Annotated in this window: 19 protein-coding genes; 7 read left to right on the top strand and 12 right to left on the bottom strand. The window is 71.8% G+C overall.

Features of this window, described 5'->3' with window-relative positions; genetic code table 11:
• Positions 1-2: 2 nt before the first annotated feature.
• Complete coding sequence (locus tag ACWA7K_RS00545) at positions 3-887, bottom strand: MipA/OmpV family protein (RefSeq protein ID WP_456164609.1); 885 nt, start codon at positions 885-887, stop codon at positions 3-5.
• Positions 884-1873 (bottom strand): chorismate transformation enzyme, FkbO/Hyg5 family, encoded by a 990-nt coding sequence (locus ACWA7K_RS00550; protein WP_456164611.1) that lies wholly within the window; start codon positions 1871-1873, stop codon positions 884-886. The genes ACWA7K_RS00545 and ACWA7K_RS00550 overlap by 4 nt, the downstream gene beginning before the upstream one ends.
• 236 nt (positions 1874-2109) lie before the next feature.
• Here ACWA7K_RS00550 and ACWA7K_RS00555 point away from each other — a divergent pair, with 236 nt between their 5' ends.
• From ACWA7K_RS00555 to ACWA7K_RS00565, 3 genes are read left to right on the top strand one after another with little or no spacing between them, the layout of a single operon-like run.
• Positions 2110-2853 carry a metallophosphoesterase family protein gene (locus ACWA7K_RS00555; RefSeq protein WP_456164613.1) on the top strand — a complete coding sequence of 248 codons (744 nt, stop codon included), beginning with the start codon at positions 2110-2112 and terminating at the stop codon, positions 2851-2853.
• Between the two features lie 46 nt (positions 2854-2899).
• Positions 2900-4357 (top strand): serine/threonine protein kinase, encoded by a 1458-nt coding sequence (locus ACWA7K_RS00560; protein WP_456168632.1) that lies wholly within the window; start codon positions 2900-2902, stop codon positions 4355-4357.
• An 11-nt stretch (positions 4358-4368) separates the two neighbouring features.
• Positions 4369-4857 carry a 3'-5' exonuclease gene (locus ACWA7K_RS00565; RefSeq protein WP_456164615.1) on the top strand — a complete coding sequence of 163 codons (489 nt, stop codon included), beginning with the start codon at positions 4369-4371 and terminating at the stop codon, positions 4855-4857.
• Between the two features lie 19 nt (positions 4858-4876).
• Here the strand turns inward: ACWA7K_RS00565 and ACWA7K_RS00570 are convergent, their stop codons facing one another.
• From ACWA7K_RS00570 to ACWA7K_RS00610, 9 genes are all read right to left on the bottom strand, one after another.
• Complete coding sequence (locus tag ACWA7K_RS00570; protein ID WP_456164617.1) at positions 4877-6094, bottom strand: beta-ketoacyl-[acyl-carrier-protein] synthase family protein; 1218 nt, start codon at positions 6092-6094, stop codon at positions 4877-4879.
• 12 nt (positions 6095-6106) lie between these two features.
• Entirely contained in the window at positions 6107-6346 is a 240-nt protein-coding gene (locus tag ACWA7K_RS00575; RefSeq protein ID WP_456164619.1) for an acyl carrier protein, read from the bottom strand.
• Between the two features lie 130 nt (positions 6347-6476).
• Entirely contained in the window at positions 6477-7205 is a 729-nt protein-coding gene (locus ACWA7K_RS00580) for a phosphatase PAP2 family protein (protein ID WP_456164621.1), read from the bottom strand.
• On the bottom strand, positions 7206-8852 hold the full coding sequence (locus ACWA7K_RS00585; protein WP_456164623.1) for an NAD(P)/FAD-dependent oxidoreductase: 1647 nt from the start codon (positions 8850-8852) through the stop codon (positions 7206-7208). It lies immediately after the preceding gene.
• Between the two features lie 91 nt (positions 8853-8943).
• On the bottom strand, positions 8944-9843 hold the full coding sequence (locus ACWA7K_RS00590; protein ID WP_456164625.1) for a beta-ketoacyl synthase chain length factor: 900 nt from the start codon (positions 9841-9843) through the stop codon (positions 8944-8946).
• Entirely contained in the window at positions 9840-11135 is a 1296-nt protein-coding gene (locus ACWA7K_RS00595) for a beta-ketoacyl synthase N-terminal-like domain-containing protein (RefSeq protein ID WP_456164627.1), read from the bottom strand. The genes ACWA7K_RS00590 and ACWA7K_RS00595 overlap by 4 nt, the downstream gene beginning before the upstream one ends.
• Entirely contained in the window at positions 11132-13483 is a 2352-nt protein-coding gene (locus tag ACWA7K_RS00600) for an MMPL family transporter (RefSeq protein WP_456164629.1), read from the bottom strand. Before ACWA7K_RS00600 ends, ACWA7K_RS00595 begins: the two co-directional genes overlap by 4 nt.
• Positions 13480-14109 (bottom strand): hypothetical protein, encoded by a 630-nt coding sequence (locus ACWA7K_RS00605; RefSeq protein WP_456164631.1) that lies wholly within the window; start codon positions 14107-14109, stop codon positions 13480-13482. Before ACWA7K_RS00605 ends, ACWA7K_RS00600 begins: the two co-directional genes overlap by 4 nt.
• 24 nt (positions 14110-14133) lie before the next feature.
• Positions 14134-14418: a phosphopantetheine-binding protein gene (locus tag ACWA7K_RS00610; protein ID WP_305751430.1), complete on the bottom strand. Its 285-nt coding sequence runs from the start codon at positions 14416-14418 to the stop codon at positions 14134-14136.
• Positions 14419-14589: 171 nt separating this feature from the next.
• Between ACWA7K_RS00610 and ACWA7K_RS00615 the strand changes: the two genes are divergently transcribed.
• From ACWA7K_RS00615 to ACWA7K_RS00630, 4 genes are all read left to right on the top strand, one after another.
• Positions 14590-15924 (top strand): argininosuccinate synthase, encoded by a 1335-nt coding sequence (locus ACWA7K_RS00615; protein ID WP_456164633.1) that lies wholly within the window; start codon positions 14590-14592, stop codon positions 15922-15924.
• Positions 15925-15949: 25 nt separating this feature from the next.
• On the top strand, positions 15950-16270 hold the full coding sequence (ppnP, locus tag ACWA7K_RS00620) for a pyrimidine/purine nucleoside phosphorylase (protein WP_456164635.1): 321 nt from the start codon (positions 15950-15952) through the stop codon (positions 16268-16270).
• 191 nt (positions 16271-16461) lie between these two features.
• A complete protein-coding gene (locus ACWA7K_RS00625) occupies positions 16462-16971 on the top strand; it encodes a molybdopterin-dependent oxidoreductase (protein ID WP_456164637.1) in 510 nt (169 codons plus the stop codon).
• 30 nt (positions 16972-17001) lie between these two features.
• Positions 17002-19458, top strand: a complete 2457-nt coding sequence (locus ACWA7K_RS00630; RefSeq protein WP_456168634.1) for a response regulator — start codon at positions 17002-17004, stop codon at positions 19456-19458.
• Between the two features lie 9 nt (positions 19459-19467).
• Here the strand turns inward: ACWA7K_RS00630 and ACWA7K_RS00635 are convergent, their stop codons facing one another.
• On the bottom strand, positions 19468-19872 hold the full coding sequence (locus tag ACWA7K_RS00635; RefSeq protein ID WP_456210287.1) for a hypothetical protein: 405 nt from the start codon (positions 19870-19872) through the stop codon (positions 19468-19470).
• Positions 19873-19900: the final 28 nt, after the last annotated feature.

The raw sequence follows: 19900 nt of genomic DNA on the forward strand, positions 1-19900 counted from the left end.
TGTCAGTCCGCCCGCGTGACCTGTTCGGACGACGTGGCGAAGACCCAGGCCATCGCCACGCCGCCGCTGAGGTTGTGACGCGAGCGCACCAGCGGGCTGTCGCCGAAGACGGCGCCGCCGACGTGGTCGTAGCGCAGGAAGGCGCCGACCCAGTGGCGGTCGTAGCGCCGCGAGGTGCCGGCCAGCGCCTGCCAGCCGCCGTAGCCGCCGCGCGCCTGGTAGGTCGGCCGGGTGCTGGTGGCCTCGGCCGCGCTGACGCCGTAGATGCGCTGGTTGACGCCTTGCGACGCCCACAGCGGACCGGCGACGAAGCCCAGTCGCCAAGGCGTGCCGGTGCTGACCGACAGGTCCAGGTTGGGCGTGAAGACGTTGCCGACGTGGCGCGGCGACGATTCCAGTGTCAGCACCGAACGCACCGGCAGTTCGAGGTTGAGCCGCAGCCCGGGCGTGCGCAGCAGCGTGCTGCGCAGCTTCGGGCCGATCTCGAAGGTGGCCGGCACGCGGCGCATGCCGGCGCGGGCGCCGGTTGCATCGGTGTAGACCGGCGGGCTGGCGTTGATGCTGACCTCCAGCTCGGCGACGGGGGTGTCGAGCAGCACGGCGCGTGCGCCTTCGCGGTCGGCACGCAGGAAGTCGCCGCGGTAGACCAGGAAGGGCAGCGGCAGCGCATAGCCGCGGTAGCTCTCGGCGCCCCGGTAGTCCGGCAGGCGCAGCAGGCTCAGGCCGGCGCCCAGCTCCCACAGCGGCAGCGACTTCATGACCGGGCGGGCCGGTGCGTCGGGCGTCATCGCCTCGGCGCTGTCGGCCGACCGGGCCGTTCCGGCGACCGACAGGGCGAGGGCGGCGACGAGGCCGGCGATCAGGTGGCCGCGAGGGCGTGAGGTCATGCGGGGGCTCCGTGGGTTCCGTCGGCGTTGACGTGGAAAGGCGTGGCGGCGAGTTCGGCCTGGGCCTCGATCTCGACCAGCAGCTCGGCGCGGCAGACGTCGGCGCGCAGCCAGGTGATGCGCGCCAGCGCGTCGGCATCGTGCTGCAACCAGGCCGCGATGATCGGCTGCACGACGGCGAGGTCGCCGCCATCGCGCAGGTAGACGCACAGGTCGAGGCGCTCGCGCAGGCGGGCCGCGTCGGCATCGACCTGGGCCAGCAGCACGTCGATGTTGCGCAGCGACTCGCGCGTCTGCTCGGCAACGTCGCCCAGGTGGACGCTGGCATGGCCGACGATGCTGGCGGTGCCGGAGATGAACAGCAGCCGGCGACGGTCCGGCAGCGGCAGCACGGCCGCACGCGAGAAGGTCGGGCTGACCGGGCCGTAGTCGCCGGGATAGCGGTAGGCGCTGACCTGGCGCGGGTTCTCGATCGCGCGGGGCACGAGGCGGCCGGCCAGCAGCGTGACGCTCAGCGCGCCGGCCCCGGTGCCCAGCGCGCAGGCGGCCGGCGCACCGTCGAAGGCGGCCTGCCCGGCGGCGGCGAAGGCCTGCTGACGGCCGATGTTGAACTGCCGGTAGCGCTCCAGCCGGCCGTGCGGGCTGTCGGTCTCGACGTTGATGTCGGCCAGGTAGTTCCAGAACCGCGCCGGCTCGGTCAGGCCGTGCTGCGCCATCAGCGCGAACAGCGTCGCGTAGGCGTGGCGTGCGGCGCCGACCAGGCCGTCCGGGTGGGCCGCCTCGTCGACGCCGATGTGGGCCAGCAGCCAGTCGCCGTCGCAGGCCCAGCGCAGCCGGGCCGATCCGTCGTGCCGCTCGCCACGGTTCAGCGGCCGGGCGGTCCACCACGGCTCGGCAGCCGGGCCGGCCGGCCGCAGCGCGTCCGGCGCGGCGATGGGGGCGGTGCCGGGCGGCAGCGACGCGTGTGACGGGTACGGCAGGGACATGAAGGGAGGTCGACGGGCAACGGCCCGGATGACGGCTTGAAGGCTCGCGTGGCGTGGACGCCATCGGCAGGAACCCTGAATCTTACGGGGGCCGGGTGAGCGGCCGACGCCGACCGGAGCGGGCCGGACAGCCCGGCGTCAGCCCGTTGCGCGACGCTGCAAGCCCGGCCGGACGTGATCGCGAGGCTATCCTCGACCGCTGGCTGGCGACCCCGCCGCCGTGTTCCAGAACCACCATGAAGCTCGCCCTCATCACCGACATCCACGCCAACCGCGAAGCCTTCGAGGCCGTGCTCGAACAGGCCCACCTGCACGGTGCCGAACGGATCGCGCTGCTGGGCGATTTCGTCGGCTACGGGGCCGACCCGGGCTGGGTCGTCGAGCGGGTGCAGGACCTCGTCGCGCAGGGCGCCATCGCCGTGCGCGGCAACCACGACGACGCGGTCGTGCAGGGGCCCAGCCCCAACCTGGTCGAGGACGCCCGCCGCGCGATCGCCTGGACCCGCGACCAGCTCAGCCCGGCGCAGATCGAGTTCCTGGCCAGCCTGCCCTACAAGGTCGAGGACAGCGGCTGCCTGTTCGTCCACGCCAACGCGCATGCGCCGTCGGGCTGGGAATACATCCTCGGCCGCACCGAGGCGGTGCGCTCGATGCACGCGACCGACTGCCGGCACACCTTCTGCGGGCATGTCCACCACCCGACGCTCTATCACATGTCCAGCACCGGCAAGATCGCCGACTTCCGCCCCGTGCCGGGCGTCGCGGTGCCGGTGCCGGGCCATCGCCAGTGGCTGGCGATCCCGGGTTCGACCGGCCAGCCGCGCGACGGCAATCCGGCCGCCTGCTGGGCGATGTTCGACAGCGCGCGCCACACGCTGACCTTCCATCGCGTGCCCTACGACCACGAGACCACCGGCGCCAAGATCGTCGCCGCCGGCCTGCCGCGCACGCTGGCCACGCGCCTGGTCGACGGCACCTGAGACCGGCCGCGAAGGAGCGGCCATCGCGAGGGAGGACAAGAACTTGATCGACGACACCACCAGCCAGTCGCCGCTGAACCCCGGCGACGTGGTCGACGGCTTCGAGCTGCAGGCCCGCCTGCACCAGGGCGGCATGGCCAACCTGTGGAGCGTGAGCCATCCGGACCATGCCGGCCCGCTGCTGATGAAGGTGCCGCGCATCAAGGGCGGCGAGGACCCGGCGACCATCGTCGGCTTCGAGGTCGAGCAGATGATCCTGCCGACGCTGCGCGGCATCCACGTGCCACGTTTCGTCGCCCGCGGCGACTTCATCACCCGGCCCTACATCGTGATGGAGCAGATCGGCGGCGAGTCGCTGCGGCCCCGGCTGGACCAGGCGCCGCTGCCGATCGACGAGGTCGTCTCGATCGGCATCCGCGTGGCGACCGCGCTGCACGACCTGCACCGCCAGCACGTCATCCACCTCGACATCAAGCCCAGCAACATCCTGTTCCGGCCGAGCGGCGAGGCGGTGCTGGTCGACTTCGGCCTGAGCCGCCACGACCACCTGCCCGACCTGCTCGACGAGGAGTTCAACCTGCCGATGGGCACCGGGCCCTACATGTCGCCCGAGCAGGTGCAGTTCGTGCGCAGCGAGCCGCGTTCGGACCTGTTCGCGCTGGGCGTGATGCTCTATCACCTCGTCACCGGCGCGCGCCCCTTCGGTGCGCCCAACAGCGTGCGCGGGCTGCGCGAGCGACTCTACGTGCGCCCGGTGCCGCCGATCACGCTGCGGCCGGACTGCCCGCCGTGGCTGCAGGAGGTCATCCTGCGCTGCCTGGAAGTCCAGGCCGACAAGCGCCATCCGAGCGCCGCCCACCTGGCCCAGGACCTGGCCAATCCGACGGGGGTGCCGCTGACCGAGCGGTCCCGCCAGCGCGACACCGGCAGCCAGCTGCAGCGCCTGAGCCGCTGGTTCAAGGCGCTGGGCGCCGAGCCGGTCGAACGGCCGAGCGTGTCCGAACAGCTCAAGCGCGCGCCGATCGTCATGGCGGCGGTCGACGTCAACGGCGCGGCCGACGACCTGCTGGACCTGCTGCGCGAGACGGTGCGGCGCATCGTCATCACCGAACAGGGCGCGCGTCTTGCATGCGTCAGCGTCATGAAGACCAACCGCATCGGGATGGACGAGCTGACCGACAAGCAGGGCAACAGCCTGCACGTCAAGCAGCTGGTCGGCCTCAAGCACTGGGCCCGGCCGCTGTCGCAGGCGCTCGGGCTGGCCGACAACCGCCTGACCTTCCACGTGCTGGAAGCGCCCGATGCGGCCTCGGCCATCATCGAGTTCGCCCGCCGCACCCAGGTCGACCACATCGTGATGGGCGCGCGCGGCAACTCGGCGCTGCGGCGCTATCTGGGCAGCGTGTCGTCGGAGGTGGTCGCGCAGGCCGAATGCACCGTGACGGTGGTGCGGGTGCCGAGCGCGTCCAGCGGCGAACCCGAGCCCGACAACGCCAACCCCTGAGGCGGCGCGACGTGGCCTTGCCCTGGGTGCTCGACGTCGAAGCCTCGGGCTTCGGCCGTGGCAGCTACCCGATCGAGGTCGGCTACGTCGGCCCGGCCAGCGAGGTCGGCTGCACGCTGATCCGGCCGGAACCGGACTGGACCGGCTGGGATCCGTCGGCCGCGAAGGTCCACGGCATCGAGCGCACCGTGCTGCTGCAGCACGGCCGGCCGGTCGGCATCGTGGCGAGGATGCTCAATGCCGCGCTGGCCGGCCAGCAGGTCTATTGCGATGCCTGGGCGCACGATTACGTCTGGCTGGCCCGGCTGTTCGATGCGGCCGATGTGGTGCCGACCTTCCGGCTGCGTGACCTGCGCGAGCTGCTGGAGCCCCATGAACTGGACCGGTTCGACGCGGTGCGCGAGCACGTGCGGCGCGAGACCGCCCTGCAGCGCCACCGCGCCAGCGGCGATGCGCGGGTGCTGCAGATGAGCGTCGCGGCGCTGCGCAGCCAGGCCTGACCGGGCCCGGTCAGGCCGTTCAGGTCCGCCTGAAGACCAGCGACGAGTTGGTGCCGCCGAAGGCGAAGGAGCTGCTCAGCGCCGCTTCCAGCGGGCGCGCCAGCGGCTCGTCCGCGCGCGCCAGCGGCACGTCGCAAAGCGGGTCGGGCGTGTCGCAATGGGCTTGCGGCGGCAGCTTCTGGCGGGCCAGCGCCTGGATCGTGATGACCGCCTCCAGCGCCCCGGCCGCGCCCAGCAGGTGGCCGTGCAGCGCCTTGGTCGAGCTGACCCGCAGACCGGGCAGGGCGTCGCCCCAGACCGCGCGGATGGCCTCGCACTCGACCGCGTCGCCAGCCTTCGTGGCCGTGCCGTGCGCGTTGACGTAGCCGACATCGGCGGGCGCCAGGCCGGCCATGCGCAGGGCCGCCCGCAGCGCGCGCTGCTGGCCTTGAACGTCCGGCTTGGTCAGGTGGCTGGCGTCGCAGCTGAGGCCCCAGCCGGCCAGTTCGGCATGGCGGTTCGGCGCCTGCCGGGCGGCGGCGCGTTCGGCGCTTTCCAGCACCAGGAAGGCCGCGCCCTCGCCGAGCACGAAGCCGCTGCGGTCGGCAGCAAACGGGCGACAGCAGCGCGCGGCGGCGTCGCCCCCGGGCGTGAAGCTGGCCAGCGTCTGCATGGCCTGCCAGGTCAGCACGACGCCCGGGACGATCAGCGATTCAGTGCCGCCGGCAATGGCCAGGTCGACCTCGCCGCAGCGCACCGCCTTGGCCGCCTCGGCGATCGCGACCGACGACGAGGCGCAGGCCACCGCATAGGTCAGCACCGGGCCGTGCACGCCCAGCCGCATCGCCACGTGGGCGGCGGGCGCGTTGGGCATGAAGGCGGGGATGGTCAGCGGCGAGACCCGGCCGGTGGTCGAGCGGTAGGCGGCATCCAGCGCCGCCGCACCGCCCATGCCGCAGCCGACGTAGATGCCGATGCGTTCGGGGGCGACATGGCCGAGACCGCCGGCGTCCTGCACCGCCAGGTCGGCGGCGGCCACGGCGAGCTGGCTGACGCGGTCGACGCCGGCCGACTGCAGCTTGTTGAACCAGCGGGTCAGGTCGATGTCGACGGTGGCCGCCGCAACCGGCTTGCCCAGTTCCATCGGCAGTTCACGCACCGCCGACGTGCCGCGGGCGACCGCCTCGAAGACGCTCGTCGCGTCGTGTCCGTGGGGCGCGATGACGCCCAGGCCGGTGACGAGGATGCCGTGGCTCACGCGCGGCGCTGCTCAGGCAGCCTGCGAGGCGCGGACCTTGTCGACCACCAGCGCCAGCGCGGCCAGCGTGTCGACATGCGATTCCTCTTCCGGGAGCTTGATGCCGTAGTGGTCCTCGACCGCGAACAGGAACTCGACCAGCGCCAGCGAGTCAATGCCGCTCTCGGCCATCGACGCGTTCGGATCGAGCTGGGACGGATCGAGGCCGTACTTTTCCTGGATCAGGGCCTGAAGCTCAGGGAGCGAACTCATGTGTAGGTTTCCGTGGTCGGGCGGCTGGCCCGTCGAGCGGGTCGACAGGTGGGAATCCGGGGGGGATTTCTGACCGGAGCAGGGCCTCCCATGCACCGGTTCCGGACTCGTCCGCAAACGTTCGATGATATCAGCGGCCCCCTGGCGTCAGCCCGGTGGAGCCGGGCTGCGGGCCCCCTTCGACAGGCGGTCCCCAGCGCAGCGAGGCCAGCGCGAAGACCACGCCCAACAGCGTCCCGGCGACGGCGTCGAGGACCACGTGCTGCTTGGTTGCCAGCGTCGACCAGGTGATCGCCAGGAACCACGCGATGTTGGCGACATGCCAGCTGCGCGGCGCCCCCAGCAGCGCCAGCTGGCGGCGCAACCACAGCGCCGAGAAGGCGGCCGAGGCCACGTGCAGCGACGGGCAGGCGTTGCCGGCCGCGTCGACACCCTGCAGCAGCGCGAAGCCGGCATGGCCGGACACGTCGATGCCGTGCGGGGGCACCGCGTTGGGCCAGAAGTAAAAACACGCCAGCCCCGTCAGGCACATCGCGCCGGCCCACAGGCCGTAGCGGATCAGGCCCCGCAGCGTCAGGAACAGGCCCGGCGGTATGCCGACATAGACCCACAGCGACACATAGGCCGCCAGCCAGCCCGGCTGCAGCGGGATGGCCTGGTCCAGCCAGGTCAGCGGCATCACGGTGACCGGGTAGACCGGGTGGCGCAGCAGGTGGAAGTAGCCGACGAAGAACAGCCACATGAAGCCGCTGATGCCGAAGACCTTGACCCACAGGTGGCGACGCCAGCAGCGCCACAGCGCCGGGTAGAAGCCGTCCGCCGTCGCAAGGCCGGCGCGGTGGTCCGGGACGCTGCCCACTCAGGCCGCGACGCGGTCGGGCGCGTCGAACAGCATCGGCTCGTAGGCGGCGACGCTGCCCTCGGGCAGCAGCGCGTCGAGGGCCGGGCAGTGCAGTGCCGGGTGATCGGCGCGGACACGCTCGCGCAGCTCCAGCGCCAGTGCCCGCAGCCGCCGCGTGCTCTCCTGGATGCGGGCCTTGAAGCCGGCCGCGTCCAGCGTGTCCTTCAGGCTGGCGTTCAGCGCGACGAACCACGGCACCGAGGCCTGGTCCAGCATCACCGGCCGGTTGCGGCGCGGGCTGTGTTCGCCCCAGGTGCGCAGCAGCGCCTGCACCTCGACATTGAGCCGCTGGCACAGCTGCAGCTCGTCGCGCAGCTGCGAGAGCGCGCCCAGGTCGGCCAGCTTCTGGTGGAAGAACAGCTGCGCCAGCACGCTCCAGTAGTAGGTGTAGTCCCAGCACACCTTGGACGGCAGCACCTCCGGGTCGCCGAACAGCCCGTACTGGTCGACGTAGAGCGCCAGCGTGCTGTCGTAGAAGGACCGGAAGATCTGCTCGAAGACCTGGGTGTGGGCCTCCAGCCGCTGGCCGGCGCGGTCGCGCATCACCAGCTCGGTGATGTAGGTGTTGCCGATGCCGATGAAGTCGCTGCCGGGCGAATAGAACGGGTCCAGGAAGCGGCCTGCCTCGCCGGCCAGCGCCCAGCGGTCGGCCGAGAAGACCTGCGAGCAGTCGTAGGAGAAGCGGCGGAAGAAGGCGAAGTCCTGCAGGTCGTCGCGGCGCGGATCGAGCTCGTCGAACAGCGCCGGCTGGTACGTCTCGAACCAGTCCATCGCCTTGTCGAAGGTGTCCATCGTCTCGACCGGGTGGATGCGCGGATCGGCCACGATGCCCACCGAATGCGAGCCCGACGACAGCGGGATCAGCCAGACCCAGTAGCCGCGCCCCACCAGGTGGTTGGTCGACAGCCAGCGGGTGGGCGTGACGCAGCGGGCCTGCCAGTCCGGGTTGTCGCTCCAGCGGTCGATCTCGATGTGGCCCTTGACGCGGAACCAGATCGCGTGCGCCGGGTGCGCGTTCTCGCGCGCCAGGCCGAGCTGGCGCTTGATCAGCCCGGCGCGGCCGCAGGCGTCGACGACCCAGCGCGCCTGCAGCGTCTGCTGCGGCTCGCCGGCACGTTGCCAGGCGACCGTGTGCAGGCCGTCGCCCGGGCCTTCGTGGAGCGTGACCTTGCGGATCAGCGCGCCGTCGACGAAGCGGATGCCGCGACGCTGGCATTCCTCGCCGAGGAAGTTCTCGAAGCTGCCGCGGTCGATCTGGTAGCTGGTGACCGGCAGCGGCCGGCTCGACCCGAGTTCGGTGACCTGGTCGATGTCGCGCCGGCCTTCGGAGAAGAAGAAGCGGAAGCCGAACTTGCGCAACTGCTGGCTGCGCAGGTGTTCGCCGAGGCCGAGCACCTGCTCGAAGTAGTGGGCACCGATCTCGACCGACGATTCGCCGACCTTGTGGCAGGCCAGCGGCACCGGATGCGAGCGCCGCTCCAGCACCACGATGTCGAGTGCCGGATCGGCCTGCCGCAGCTGCAGCGCCAGCGTCAGGCCGGCCAGTCCGCCGCCCATGATGACGAGGTCGTGCGTGTGGGCGGTCGATGGGTCGGTCGTGCTCATGCGGAGGGCGGTCCAGTGGGGCGTGCGGAATGGCCGGGGCATCATGCCTCAGGCCCCCGGGCGGTGTCTTGTCCGGATCGTGACGGCGACGTCAGCGCAACCGATCGAGTTGCAGCGCCAGGCCCGTGCCGCCCGGATGGCGGTCCAGCGGCAGGTCGAGCGCCAGATCGCTCGGATCGCTTGATGGCGGTCCGTTCGGATCGGGCGCTGCGGTCAGCACGGCCAGCGCCTCGGCCAGCGGCAGCGCGTCGGCCATCGCATGACCGGCCAGCGACCGCGCCGCCGCGCTGCGCAGCTCGGGCGCCAGGCCGACCGGGCCGGGCGCCAGCCGGATCGCGACGCTCGACCGCGCCGTGCGCTGCGGGCTCAGCACCAGCGCGAAGGCCAGCAGGCCGTGGTCGGCGTGGACCTCCGCCAGCCGGCCGCTGGCCGCCGTGTCCAGCGCCACCAGCAGCACCGGCTCGTCATCGGCCAGGCACAGCGCGGCGGCCTCGAACAGGCCGGCGGCGAAGCCGACGTGCTGCTGCGCCAGTGCGCTGCTGCCGCGCGTGCCGCCGCTGGCGATCGCCCAGTAGCCCGAGGCGGCGTTGTGGACCGAATGGTGGAAACGGGTCGGCGACAGCAGCAGCGGGTCGGCCGCCAGCGTGGTGCACAGCGCGTCGACGATTGCCAGGTCGCCGTGTGTCGACGTGAAGACGCTGGCCGGCGGTGCGTCGGTCAGCCCGGCGGCGGCGACGGCGGCCTGCGCCACTTCCAGCGCCAGCAGCACCGAGTCGGGCGCACGACGGCGTTCGTTGGCGGCCAGCATCGTGGCGGCCGGGCGTTGGCGTTGATGGGTACCGGCAGGCGCGGCCGGCGCGGTCGGGTCGGCGGTCGTGGCGGACGTCTCGCCGCGCAACGCGGCGGCGGCGCTGGCCCAGTCCGGCCAGGTGGCGGTCCATAAGGCGATGCCGTCGACGTAGAACGGGCGGGCGTGCGTCGTCTCGTTCATCGGGCCCCTCCGGCGCGGCCGAACAGCAGCACGCAGTTGTTGCCGCCGAAGCCGAAGGCGTGGCTCGCCACGTGGTTCACCGGGCTCACCGGGCTGACCGGTCCGGCCCCAGCGGGTTCGGCCTGCAGCCGCAGCTGCTGCGCGAACGGCGCCGGCAAGGCCGGGTCGACCGCCTGCGTGCCGATGCTGCCGGGCCGGCCGGCACCGGACAGCGCCTGCAGTCCCGCCACCGCCTGCACGATGCCCGCCGCGCCCATCGTGTGGCCGGTCAGGCCCTTGCTGGCGCTGGCATGGACGTCGGCGCGGTAGCGGCGCGCGACCAGCGCGGCCTCGACCTCGTCGTTGCGGGCGCTGGCGGTGCCGTGCAGCAGCACCAGGTCGACCGCGCCGGCGGGCAGGGCGGCACGCGCCAGCGCGTCGTCCAGCGCGAGTTCCGCACCCAGGCCCTGCGGGTGCGGGCTGGACATGTGGTGGGCGTCGTTCGACTCGCCGTGGCCGATCAGGCAGGGCGTGGCCGGGTCCTCGCCGGGTTCCCAGCGTTCGAGCAGCGCATAGCCGGCGGCCTCGCCGATGCTGATGCCATCGCGCGCCGCGTCGAAGGGGCGACACGGGGACGTCGACACCAGCCCGAGCGCGCGGAAACCGAACAGCACGCTGGCGCACAGCGCGTCGACGCCGCCGACGACCACCGCGTCGACCCAGCCCAGCCGCAGCCAGCGTTCGGCGCTGGCAAAGACCTTGGCGCTGGACGAGCAGGCGGTCGACACCGTCAGCGCCGGCCCGGCCAGGCCGAGCGCGCGTTGCACGAAGCCGGTGATCGCGTGCGGCGTGTTCAGGCTCGGGTGACGCAAGGCGGCCGGCACCGGCGCACCGGCCGGCCAGTCGCGAAAGGCCTGTTCGCTGACGCCGATGGTCGACGCCGAACTGCCCAGCAGCAGGCCGACCCGGTCGGCGCCCCAGCGCTGCACGGCGTCGCGCGTGGCGTCGAGGAAGCCGTCGCCCTGCAGGCCGAGCCAGGCCAGTTGCAGGGCGCGCGAGGTGCGCTCGATGCGGTCGCCGGGAAACGTGCTGTCGGGTTCGTCATCGAGCCCGTCGACCGCGCCGACCCAGGTGTCGAGCGCCCAGGCCGGCCAGCGCGTGGCGTCGAGCCGCTGCAGCGCCGTCGTGTTGCCGGCCAGCGCGGCGCTCAGCGCGTCGCGGCCGTGGCCGGCGGCGCTGGTGACGGTCCAGGCGCGCACCGGGATGGGCGTGATCGGGTGCAGCGGGCGCATCGGACGCTGCGGGCGGTTCATGCCGGCCGCCTTGGCGCGAACGCCGCCGACAGCAGCAGCGCCAGCAGCGCGCCGGGCGCGACCACGCGGCCCATCGCCGACAGCGCCGGGATGGCCGAGAACGCCAGCAGCGCGAACGACAGCACCAGCGTCAGGTTGGCCAGCGCCAGCGAGGCCAGCGTGTCGTCGTCAGGCTGCGGCTGCTCGCGCAGCAGGTCGAAGAACAGCGCGTAGTTCGAGCCGACCGCGACCACCAGCAGCAGCCCGATCAGGTGCAGGATGCCCAGCGGCACGCCGAGCGCGGCGCAACCGCCCATCGTCAGCAGCACGGCCAGCAGCAGCGGCTGGCAGACCGCGACGATGCGGCGCGGCGAGCGCAGCGACAGGGCGATCAGCCCGATCACCAGCAGCGCGCCAAGGCCGGCCTGCGCCTGCGCCTCGCCGAGGTAACGCTGGTACATGCGGCGCAGCTCGGTGCCGATGTCGAGCAGCTCGACGCCGTCCAGGCCGGCCAGCGCGGCGCTGACGGCGGGGGCGTCCAGGCCCTGGCCGCGGGCGGCCGGCGTCAGCGGCAGCAGCGCGGTCCAGCGGCCGTCCGGGCCTTCGAGCAGCAGGGCGTTGACCAGCGGTGCCAGCGCGCTGGCGCGGCCGTCCTCGGGCCGGTCGTCGCGGGCCTGGCGGGCCTGTTCGACCGCGTCGACGAAGGCCTGCAGTCGACGCGCCGGCAAGGGGCCACCGGCGGTCGCCTCGGCCAGCGCCTGTTGCAGCGCTTCCGGGGCGGGCAGGGCGGCGCGGCGCTGCTGCTGCGTCTGCAGGCTGGGCAGGAAGCGCGCGACGCTGCTGTAGCCGGCCAGCACGCCCTGGTCGACCAGGCTGTCGAGCCGCGCGCCGACCGCCTCGGCGCGTTGCAGCACCTGCTGCGCATCGGCGCCTTGCACGGCGACCAGCGCGCCGCCGTCGTCGGCACCGAGGTCCGCGCGCAGGCTGGCATCGAGCGCCAGCTGGGCCGGGTCGACGGGGCTCAGCGACGACAGCTCGGTGCCCCAGATCGCCCCGCGCGCCAGCATCGCGCCGGCGGCCAGCAGGCCCAGCGCCAGCCAGACCGGACGGGTGCGCGGCAGCCAGCCGAACAGCCGGCGCGAGGCCTGGCCGAGCTGGCGGCGCAGGCCCATGCCGCGGGCGCCGTCGGGCATCAGCACCGGCATCAGCCAGCGGGTCGTGGCGACGGCGCCGAGCAGGCCGGCGATCGAGAACACGCCGAGCTGCTGCAGCCCCGGGAAGCCCGAGAACAGCAGCGCCGCGAAGCCGCAGACGGAGGTCAGCAGGCCCAGCCGCACGGTCGGCCAGTTCTCGCGCAGCCAGTGGCGCCAGCCGTCGCCGCGGCCGCCGTGGCCACGGGCCTGGATCAGGTAGTAGATGGCGTAGTCGACCGCCTCGCCGATCAGGGTCGAGCCGAAGCCCAGCGTCACGCCGTGCACGTTGCCGAACACCAGACCGACGGCGGCGATGCCGGCCGCCACGCCGGTCGCCACCGGCAGCAGCGCCGTGCCCAGCGCGGCCAGCGACGCGAAGGCGACCAGCAGCAGCGCGCTCATCAGCACCGTGCCGGCGGCGGCCAGCAGGTGGACCTCGCGCTCGATGCCGGCGCGGCTGTCGACCGCGAACACCGGTGCGCCGGTCAACTGCAGCGCGAGGCCTTGCGCGGCCAGTGGGGCGAACTCGGTGCGGATGCGGTCGATCGCGCGCTGCATCGCGTCCAGGTCGGCACCGGGCGCGCGGGTGCTGGCCATCAGCACGGCGCGGGGTTCCTGGCGGCCGACCCAGACACCGTCCTGCGTGCGCGGTGACCCGGCCGGGATCAGGGCCTCGGCGATGCGGCGGGTCTCGCCGGTCGGGTCGCTCTCCAGGATCGGCTTGATCAGCGTGCCGGCCGGCGTGCCCAGCAGCGACAGCGTCTCGTCGATCGCCTCGCGCAGGCCCTCGGGCTGGAAGCGCTCGGGCGTGATCGCCGGGCTCAGCACGTAGCGGCGCTCGAAGACCCAGCGGCCGACCTCGGCCCAGGCGTCGTTCTCGCCGTTGCTGACCTGCTCGAACAGCCCGCTGGCGCGCAGCGCGGCGGCCAGCGTCTTCGAGGCGGCGGCCCGCTGCGCCGCGTCGCCACCGGTGATGCCCAGCATCAGCGTGCGGGCCGGCGCACCGCTGCGCACCTGGTCGATCAGCACCTGCTGGCGGGCGTCGGCGCTGGCCGGCAGGAAGGCCGACAGGTCGGCGACGAAGGGCGTGCGGGCGATCACCAGCGCGCACAGCGCCAGGGCGACCAGCCACAGGCCGATCACGGTTGCACGCAGGCGCGGGGTCAGGGTCGTCACTGCCGCGCGTCCACCGCGCGCCAGGCCTGCCAGGCGCTGGCCAGCGTCACGCGCTCGAACTCGGGGTGCAGGCGGTAGCGCAGCAGGTACTCGCCGACGAACAGCGCGAGGGCCGCCAGCGGCGTCAGCACGTTGCAGTAGAAGCTCCACCAGGCCCAGGGCGCGAGGCGGTAGATCAGCAGCGACACGCCGATCATCCCGATGAAATACGCGCACCAGATGCCGGTCAGCCGGCGTGTGTAGATGCGCTGCGCCTCGGGCAGATGGCGCTGCAGCCGCGCGGCCATCTGCGTGATCAGCGGCGTCGAGCCCTCGCGCAGCGTGATGCCGAAACCGTAGGCCATGACCGCGTGCATCGCGGCGTGCTGCAGCACGTAGAGCGTCTCGACGCGGCTGCCGCCGTCATGCTGTTGCACCAGCCACAGCACCAGGCCCAGGCCTGCCGCGCCCAGCAGCGACGGCACATGCCGCCGGACCACGCCGGCCAGCGCCAGGCCGCCCAGCAACGGGCCGAACAGCACCGCGATCGACCACGGCTGTTCGGGCCACCAGGCCATCAGGCCATGCGACAGCAGCGCATAGCCGGCCAGGGCGGTGGCGATCGCGGCGACTCGCCAGCGCGACATCGGCGGGGCTCGCGACGGATCGTCTTACTGGGTGCGGTGCCGGGCCACGTGTTCGGCCAGGCTGCGCAGCGACTGGAAGATGCGCTGGTTGTTCTCGTCATCCGACCGCAGCTGGAAGCCGTAACGCTGCGAGACCGCCAGAGCCACTTCCAGGATGTCGATCGAGTCGAGCCCGAGGCCGTCGCCATAGAGCGGCGCGGTCGGGTCGATGTCGGCGGCGGCCACCTCGAGGTTCAGGGCCGAGACGAAGATGTCGGCCAGCTCACGCTCGATCACGGACGGGTCGGTGGTGGGGGTCGGGCTGGTCAAGGCGATCTCTCCGTCTGGCGCGGCATCGATGGCCGCAGGGGTTTCGAACAACTGCGGGATTGTAGGAGGGCCCCTCCGGCGCTCCAGGCGGGCTGGCCGCTGACCGACGGGTGCCGCGCGTTCCTGCCAATAAAATGGCGGTTTGCTCTTTCAACGACTCCTCACCACACCATGTCCAAAGACATCAAGCGCGTTGTCCTCGCCTACTCCGGTGGTCTCGACACCTCGGTCATCCTGAAGTGGCTCCAAGACCAGTACCAATGCGAGGTGGTGACCTTCACCGCCGACATCGGCCAGGGCGAGGAGGTCGAACCGGCACGCGCCAAGGCGCTGAAGATGGGCATCAAGCCCGAGAACATCTTCATCGACGACCTGCGCGAGGAGTTCGTCCGTGACTTCGTCTTCCCGATGTTCCGCGCCAACGCGCTGTACGAGGGCGAGTACCTGCTGGGCACCTCGATCGCACGTCCGCTGATCGCCAAGCGCCTGATCGAGATCGCCCGCAAGACCAAGGCCGACGCCATCAGCCACGGCGCCACCGGCAAGGGCAACGACCAGGTCCGCTTTGAGCTCGGCGCCTACGCGCTGATGCCCAACGTCAAGGTCATCGCCCCGTGGCGCGAGTGGGACCTGCTGTCGCGCGAGAAGCTGCTGGCCTACGCCGACAAGCACAAGATCCCCGTCGACTTCAAGAAGCGCAAGGGCGGCGCGCCGTATTCGATGGACGCCAACCTGCTGCACATCAGCTACGAGGGCGGCATCCTCGAGGATCCGAACTTCGCGCCCGAAGAGAACATGTGGCGCCTGACGGTCAGCCCCGAGAAGGCGCCGGCCAAGCCGCAGGTCGTCGAGCTGAGCTACGTCAAGGGCGACATCGTCGCGATCGACGGCGTCGCGATGAGCCCGGCCACCGTGCTGGAGACGCTCAACAAGATCGGCGGCAAGCACGGCATCGGCCGTCTCGACAAGGTCGAGAACCGCTACGTCGGCATGAAGAGCCGCGGCTGCTACGAGACCCCTGGCGGCACCATCATGCTGGCCGGCCACCGCGCGATCGAGTCGATCACGCTGGACCGCGAAGTGCTGGCGCTGAAGGACGACCTGATGCCGCGTTACGCGCGCATGGTCTACAACGGCTACTGGTTCGCGCCCGAGCGCGAGCTGCTGCAGGTGCTGATCGACGCGTCGCAGCAGACCGTCAACGGCAACGTCAAGCTCAAGCTCTACAAGGGCACGATCATGTGCGTCGGCCGCGAGTCGGCGACCGACAGCCTGTTCGACATGAAGATCTCGACCTTCGACGACGACGGCGGCGCCTACAACCAGGCCGACGCGGCCGGCTTCATCAAGCTGAACGCGCTGCGCATGCGCATCGCGGCCAACGCGAAGGCGGCGCGCAAGACCGCCGCCAAGGTCGCCGGCAAGGCGGTCAAGGCAGCCGCCCAGCCGGCTGCCAAGGCCCCGGCCGCCAAGCGCAAGGCACCGGCCAAGAAGGCCGCAGCCTGATCCGGAACCGCAAGGAACAACGTCCATGAGCAACCTGCAACTCGCCGTCGCCAGCGTCGGCACCCAGGCCAACGTCTACTTCGACGGCAAGTGCGTCTCGCACGGCGTCACGCTGGCCGACGGCACGAAGAAGAGCGTCGGCGTCATCCTGCCGTCGTCGCTGACCTTCAACACCGGCGCACCGGAGGTGATGGAAACCGTCGCCGGCGCCTGCCGCATCAAGCTGGCCGGCTCCGACCAGTGGCAGACCTACGGCCCGGGCCAATCGTTCGATGTGCCCGGCAATTCGTCCTTTGACATCGTCGTCGAAGGCGCGCCGTATCACTATATTTGCCACTTCGGGTGATGCCGGCGTGACCAGTTGCCGGACCCGGCGGTCCGGTGACCGGTGGAAGCGTGGTCATCTGGCACGCACCTCAAGAAAATGCACCGACTGCCGAAACTGGCAAACGGCGCGCCGACAGCGGCGCGCAGCCTGTCCGGCGTCGGTTGCAACCGATGGCCTGTTCCGTTGCCATCCTGTACGAGGTGTGAAACATGCTCTTCTCCCGTCGCCATCTGCTCGCCTGCCTGGCCGCCTGCACCACCGTGCTCGCCACCGCCCCTGCGGTCCATGCCCAGGACAAGCCCAAGGTCGTCCTGACCGTCAGCGGCAAGATCTCCAAGACCAACGCACCCGGCAAGTTCGAGTTCACGATGGACATGCTCGCGGCACTGCCGCAGCACTCCTTCACGACCATGACGCCCTGGTACAAGGAGCCGCGCAAGTTCACCGGTCCGCTGCTGCGTGACGTGCTGGCCGCCGCCGGCGTGCAGGGCAAGGTGATCAAGGCCGTCGCGCTGAACGACTACAAGGCCGAGCTGCCGGTCGAGGACGGCACCAAGTTCCCGGTCGTGCTGGCCCGCCTGATGGACGACAAGCCGATGCCGGTGCGCGACAAGGGTCCGCTGTTCATCGTCTATCCCTACGACACCGACGAGGACCTGCGCTCGGAGCGTTACTACAACCGCTCGGCCTGGCAGCTCAAGACGCTCGAGATCGAATAAGGCCTGGCCAAGCAGGGATCTGCCTTGACGATGCCGTCCGATCGATCCGGTCGCCCGTTCGCCCCGCCGCCCGACATCCCCGACCGTCCCGCCGACGCCGTCGCGCTGGCCGAACCGGCCACCGGTCGACTGCGCAGCGACGGCCTGGGGCGCTGGCCGACGCTGCTCGCCGGCGTGCTGCTGGCGGTCTTCGCCGGCGTGGCCTGGGTGCAGTCGCAGTCGCTGGCGCTGCTCAATGGCACGGTCCAATACCAGGGCGACAACCTGGTGTGGAGCTTCTACCAGGTCGAGTCCGAGTTCGAGAAGCTGCGCGCCCAGACGCGCGAGCTGGCCTTCGATCCGTCACCGGCCAAGGTCGAGGCCCTGCAGACCCGCTTCGAGCTGTTCGTCAGCCGCACCAGCCTGATCGAGCCGGAGCGGACCGAGCTGATGCTGTTGCGGCTGCCGCTGCAGGCGCAGGTGCTGCAGCAGGTCCACGCTTTCGTCGAGGAGGCCGATCGCCTGATCGGCCCGGATGCCCCGCCGCCGCCGCTCGACGCCGCCTTCTGGCACGCCCTGGAAGCGCGTCTGGCCCCGTTGGGCGGGCCGATCCACGAACTCTCGCTGCAGGCCAACCGCGGCATTGCCGAGCAGGTCGCCGCGCGCAACGACGCGGTGCGCCAGCAGAACCGCATCGCCATCGGCCTGACGGTGTTCCAGTCGCTGCTGACGCTGCTGTTCGCCTTCGTCGTGGTGCGCCAGGTGCGTGCGCTGCAGCAGCGCCGTGTCCACCTGGAGGCCTTGGCGGTCAACCTGCAGGAAGCCCGGCTGGAAGCCGAGCAGGCCAGCCGCGCCAAGAGCGCCTTCCTGGCCAACATGAGCCACGAACTGCGCACGCCGTTCAACGGCCTGCTGGGCATGCTGTCGCTGCTGCAGCGCTCGTCGCTGGACAGCACGCAGGCCGACTACCTGCAGACCGCGCGCGAGTCCGGCGAGCATCTTCTGGGCATCCTCAACGACGTGCTGGACATCTCCAAGCTGGAGTCCGGCCGGCTCGAGATCTCGACCGCCCCGACCTCGCTGCAGCGCGTGCTCGGCGACGTGCGGTCGGTGATGAGCCCGCAGGCCCAGGCCAAGGGTCTGGGCTGGCATGTGACGCTCGCCGCCGACGTGCCGGGCTGGGTCGACACCGACGCCAAGCGGCTCAAGCAGATCCTGTTCAACCTGGTCGGCAATGCGCTGAAGTTCACCGAACGTGGCGAGGTCAGCCTGGTGGTCGATTGCCTGGCTGCCGACGCGCGCCAGGGCCGGCCCGAACCGCTGCTGCGGCTGCGTGTCAGCGACACCGGCATCGGCATGGACGCGCAGACGCTGTCGCGCCTGTTCCAGCGCTTCAGCCAGGGCGACGAGACCATCAACCGCCGCTACGGCGGCACCGGCCTGGGGCTGGAGATCTCGCGTTCGCTGGCCCAGATGATGGACGGCGACATCCAGGTCGAGAGCCGCCCTGGCGCCGGGAGCGTCTTCACGCTGGTGCTGCCGATGCGGCTGGCGCAGGCGCCAACCGATGACGCCGAAGCGGTCGTGCCGGATTCGGGTTGGCGCGATTCGGTCTCGGCCGCTGCGGCAGACCCGTCCGTCGATGACCCGCTCGCCCGCCAGCCGCTGGACGTGCTGGTGACCGACGACCATCCCGTCAACCGCAAGTTCATCCACGCGCTGCTGGCCCAGCTGGGCCACCAGGTCAGCTTCGCCGAGGACGGCCAGCAGGCGCTGGAACGGGTCCGGGCGCACCGTTACGACCTGGTGCTGATGGACGTCCACATGCCGGTGATGGACGGCATCGCCGCGACCCGGGCGATCCGCGCGCTGGACGGCGAGGCGGCCCGGACGCGGATCGTCGCGCTGACGGCCGATGCCTTCACCGAATCGCGCCAGCGCGTGTTCGACGCCGGCATGGACGACTTCCTCGCCAAGCCGGTCCAGGTCGAGGAGATCGAGCAACTGCTCAAGCGGCACTACGGCGCGCGCGGCCGCATCGAGCCGCCGGCCCGGGCGCCGATCCCGGCCATCGCCCCGGCCCAGGCAGCGAACCCGGAGCCGGTGGCACCGACGCCGCCGGCCGCCCCCCGTCGCCGCTTCCGCAAGGGCGATGCCGGACGGGTGCTGGATCTGGAGGCGATCGGCGAGGTCTGCGTCGCCGTGTCGGTCAGCGGCTACGGCTCGCTGCTCGGCGGTTTCCTGGCCGACGAGTCCGGCACGCTGGCCGATCTGCTCGAGGTGCTGCGGCTGGCCGATGTGGCGCGCCTGAAGGCCGCCGGCCACAAGCTCAAGGGCGCAGCGGCCAATCTCGGCCTGCGCGAGCTGGCCGCGACGGCCCGGGAGATCGAGCAGGGCGGCGAGACCTTCGATGCCGAGCAGTGCGCCGAGCTGCTGGTCCGACTGACCGACGAGTTCGAGACCGCCCGCGCGATCTGCACCCGCATGGGCTGGGTCGCGCCGGCCTGAGTCCCGCGATCAGGCGGTCGGCGGCTCGTTGGCCGGATCCCCGTCCGGTCCCTCGGCCCGCGCCACGGCCCAGCGCACCAGCACGTCGCGCCGGAAGGTCAGCACCAGCTCGTTGCCGCCGCCATCGCGCCAGCGCCACTCGTCGTGGTCGTTGAAGGCCTCGCCGAGGCTGCCGGTGATCTGCAGCACCTCCAGCCGCGACAGGCCGGGTTCCAGCCGCGCCTGCGTCATCACGACGCTGTCGACGAGGCCCTTGGGCCGCTGGCCGGCGTTGCGCAGCACGCGGGTGGCGCGGTTGAACTGCAGCACGGCCCAGAACACGATCAGCGTCAGCGCCAGGACCAGGCCCTGCCAGCCGTAGAACCAGAGACCGACGATCACGGCGGCACCGGCCAGCAAGGCGTTGAGGGGCATGCGGGACTTGGGGAACTTCATGGCGGCA

The organism is Leptothrix mechoopdaensis (SeqCode) (assembly GCF_053893855.1).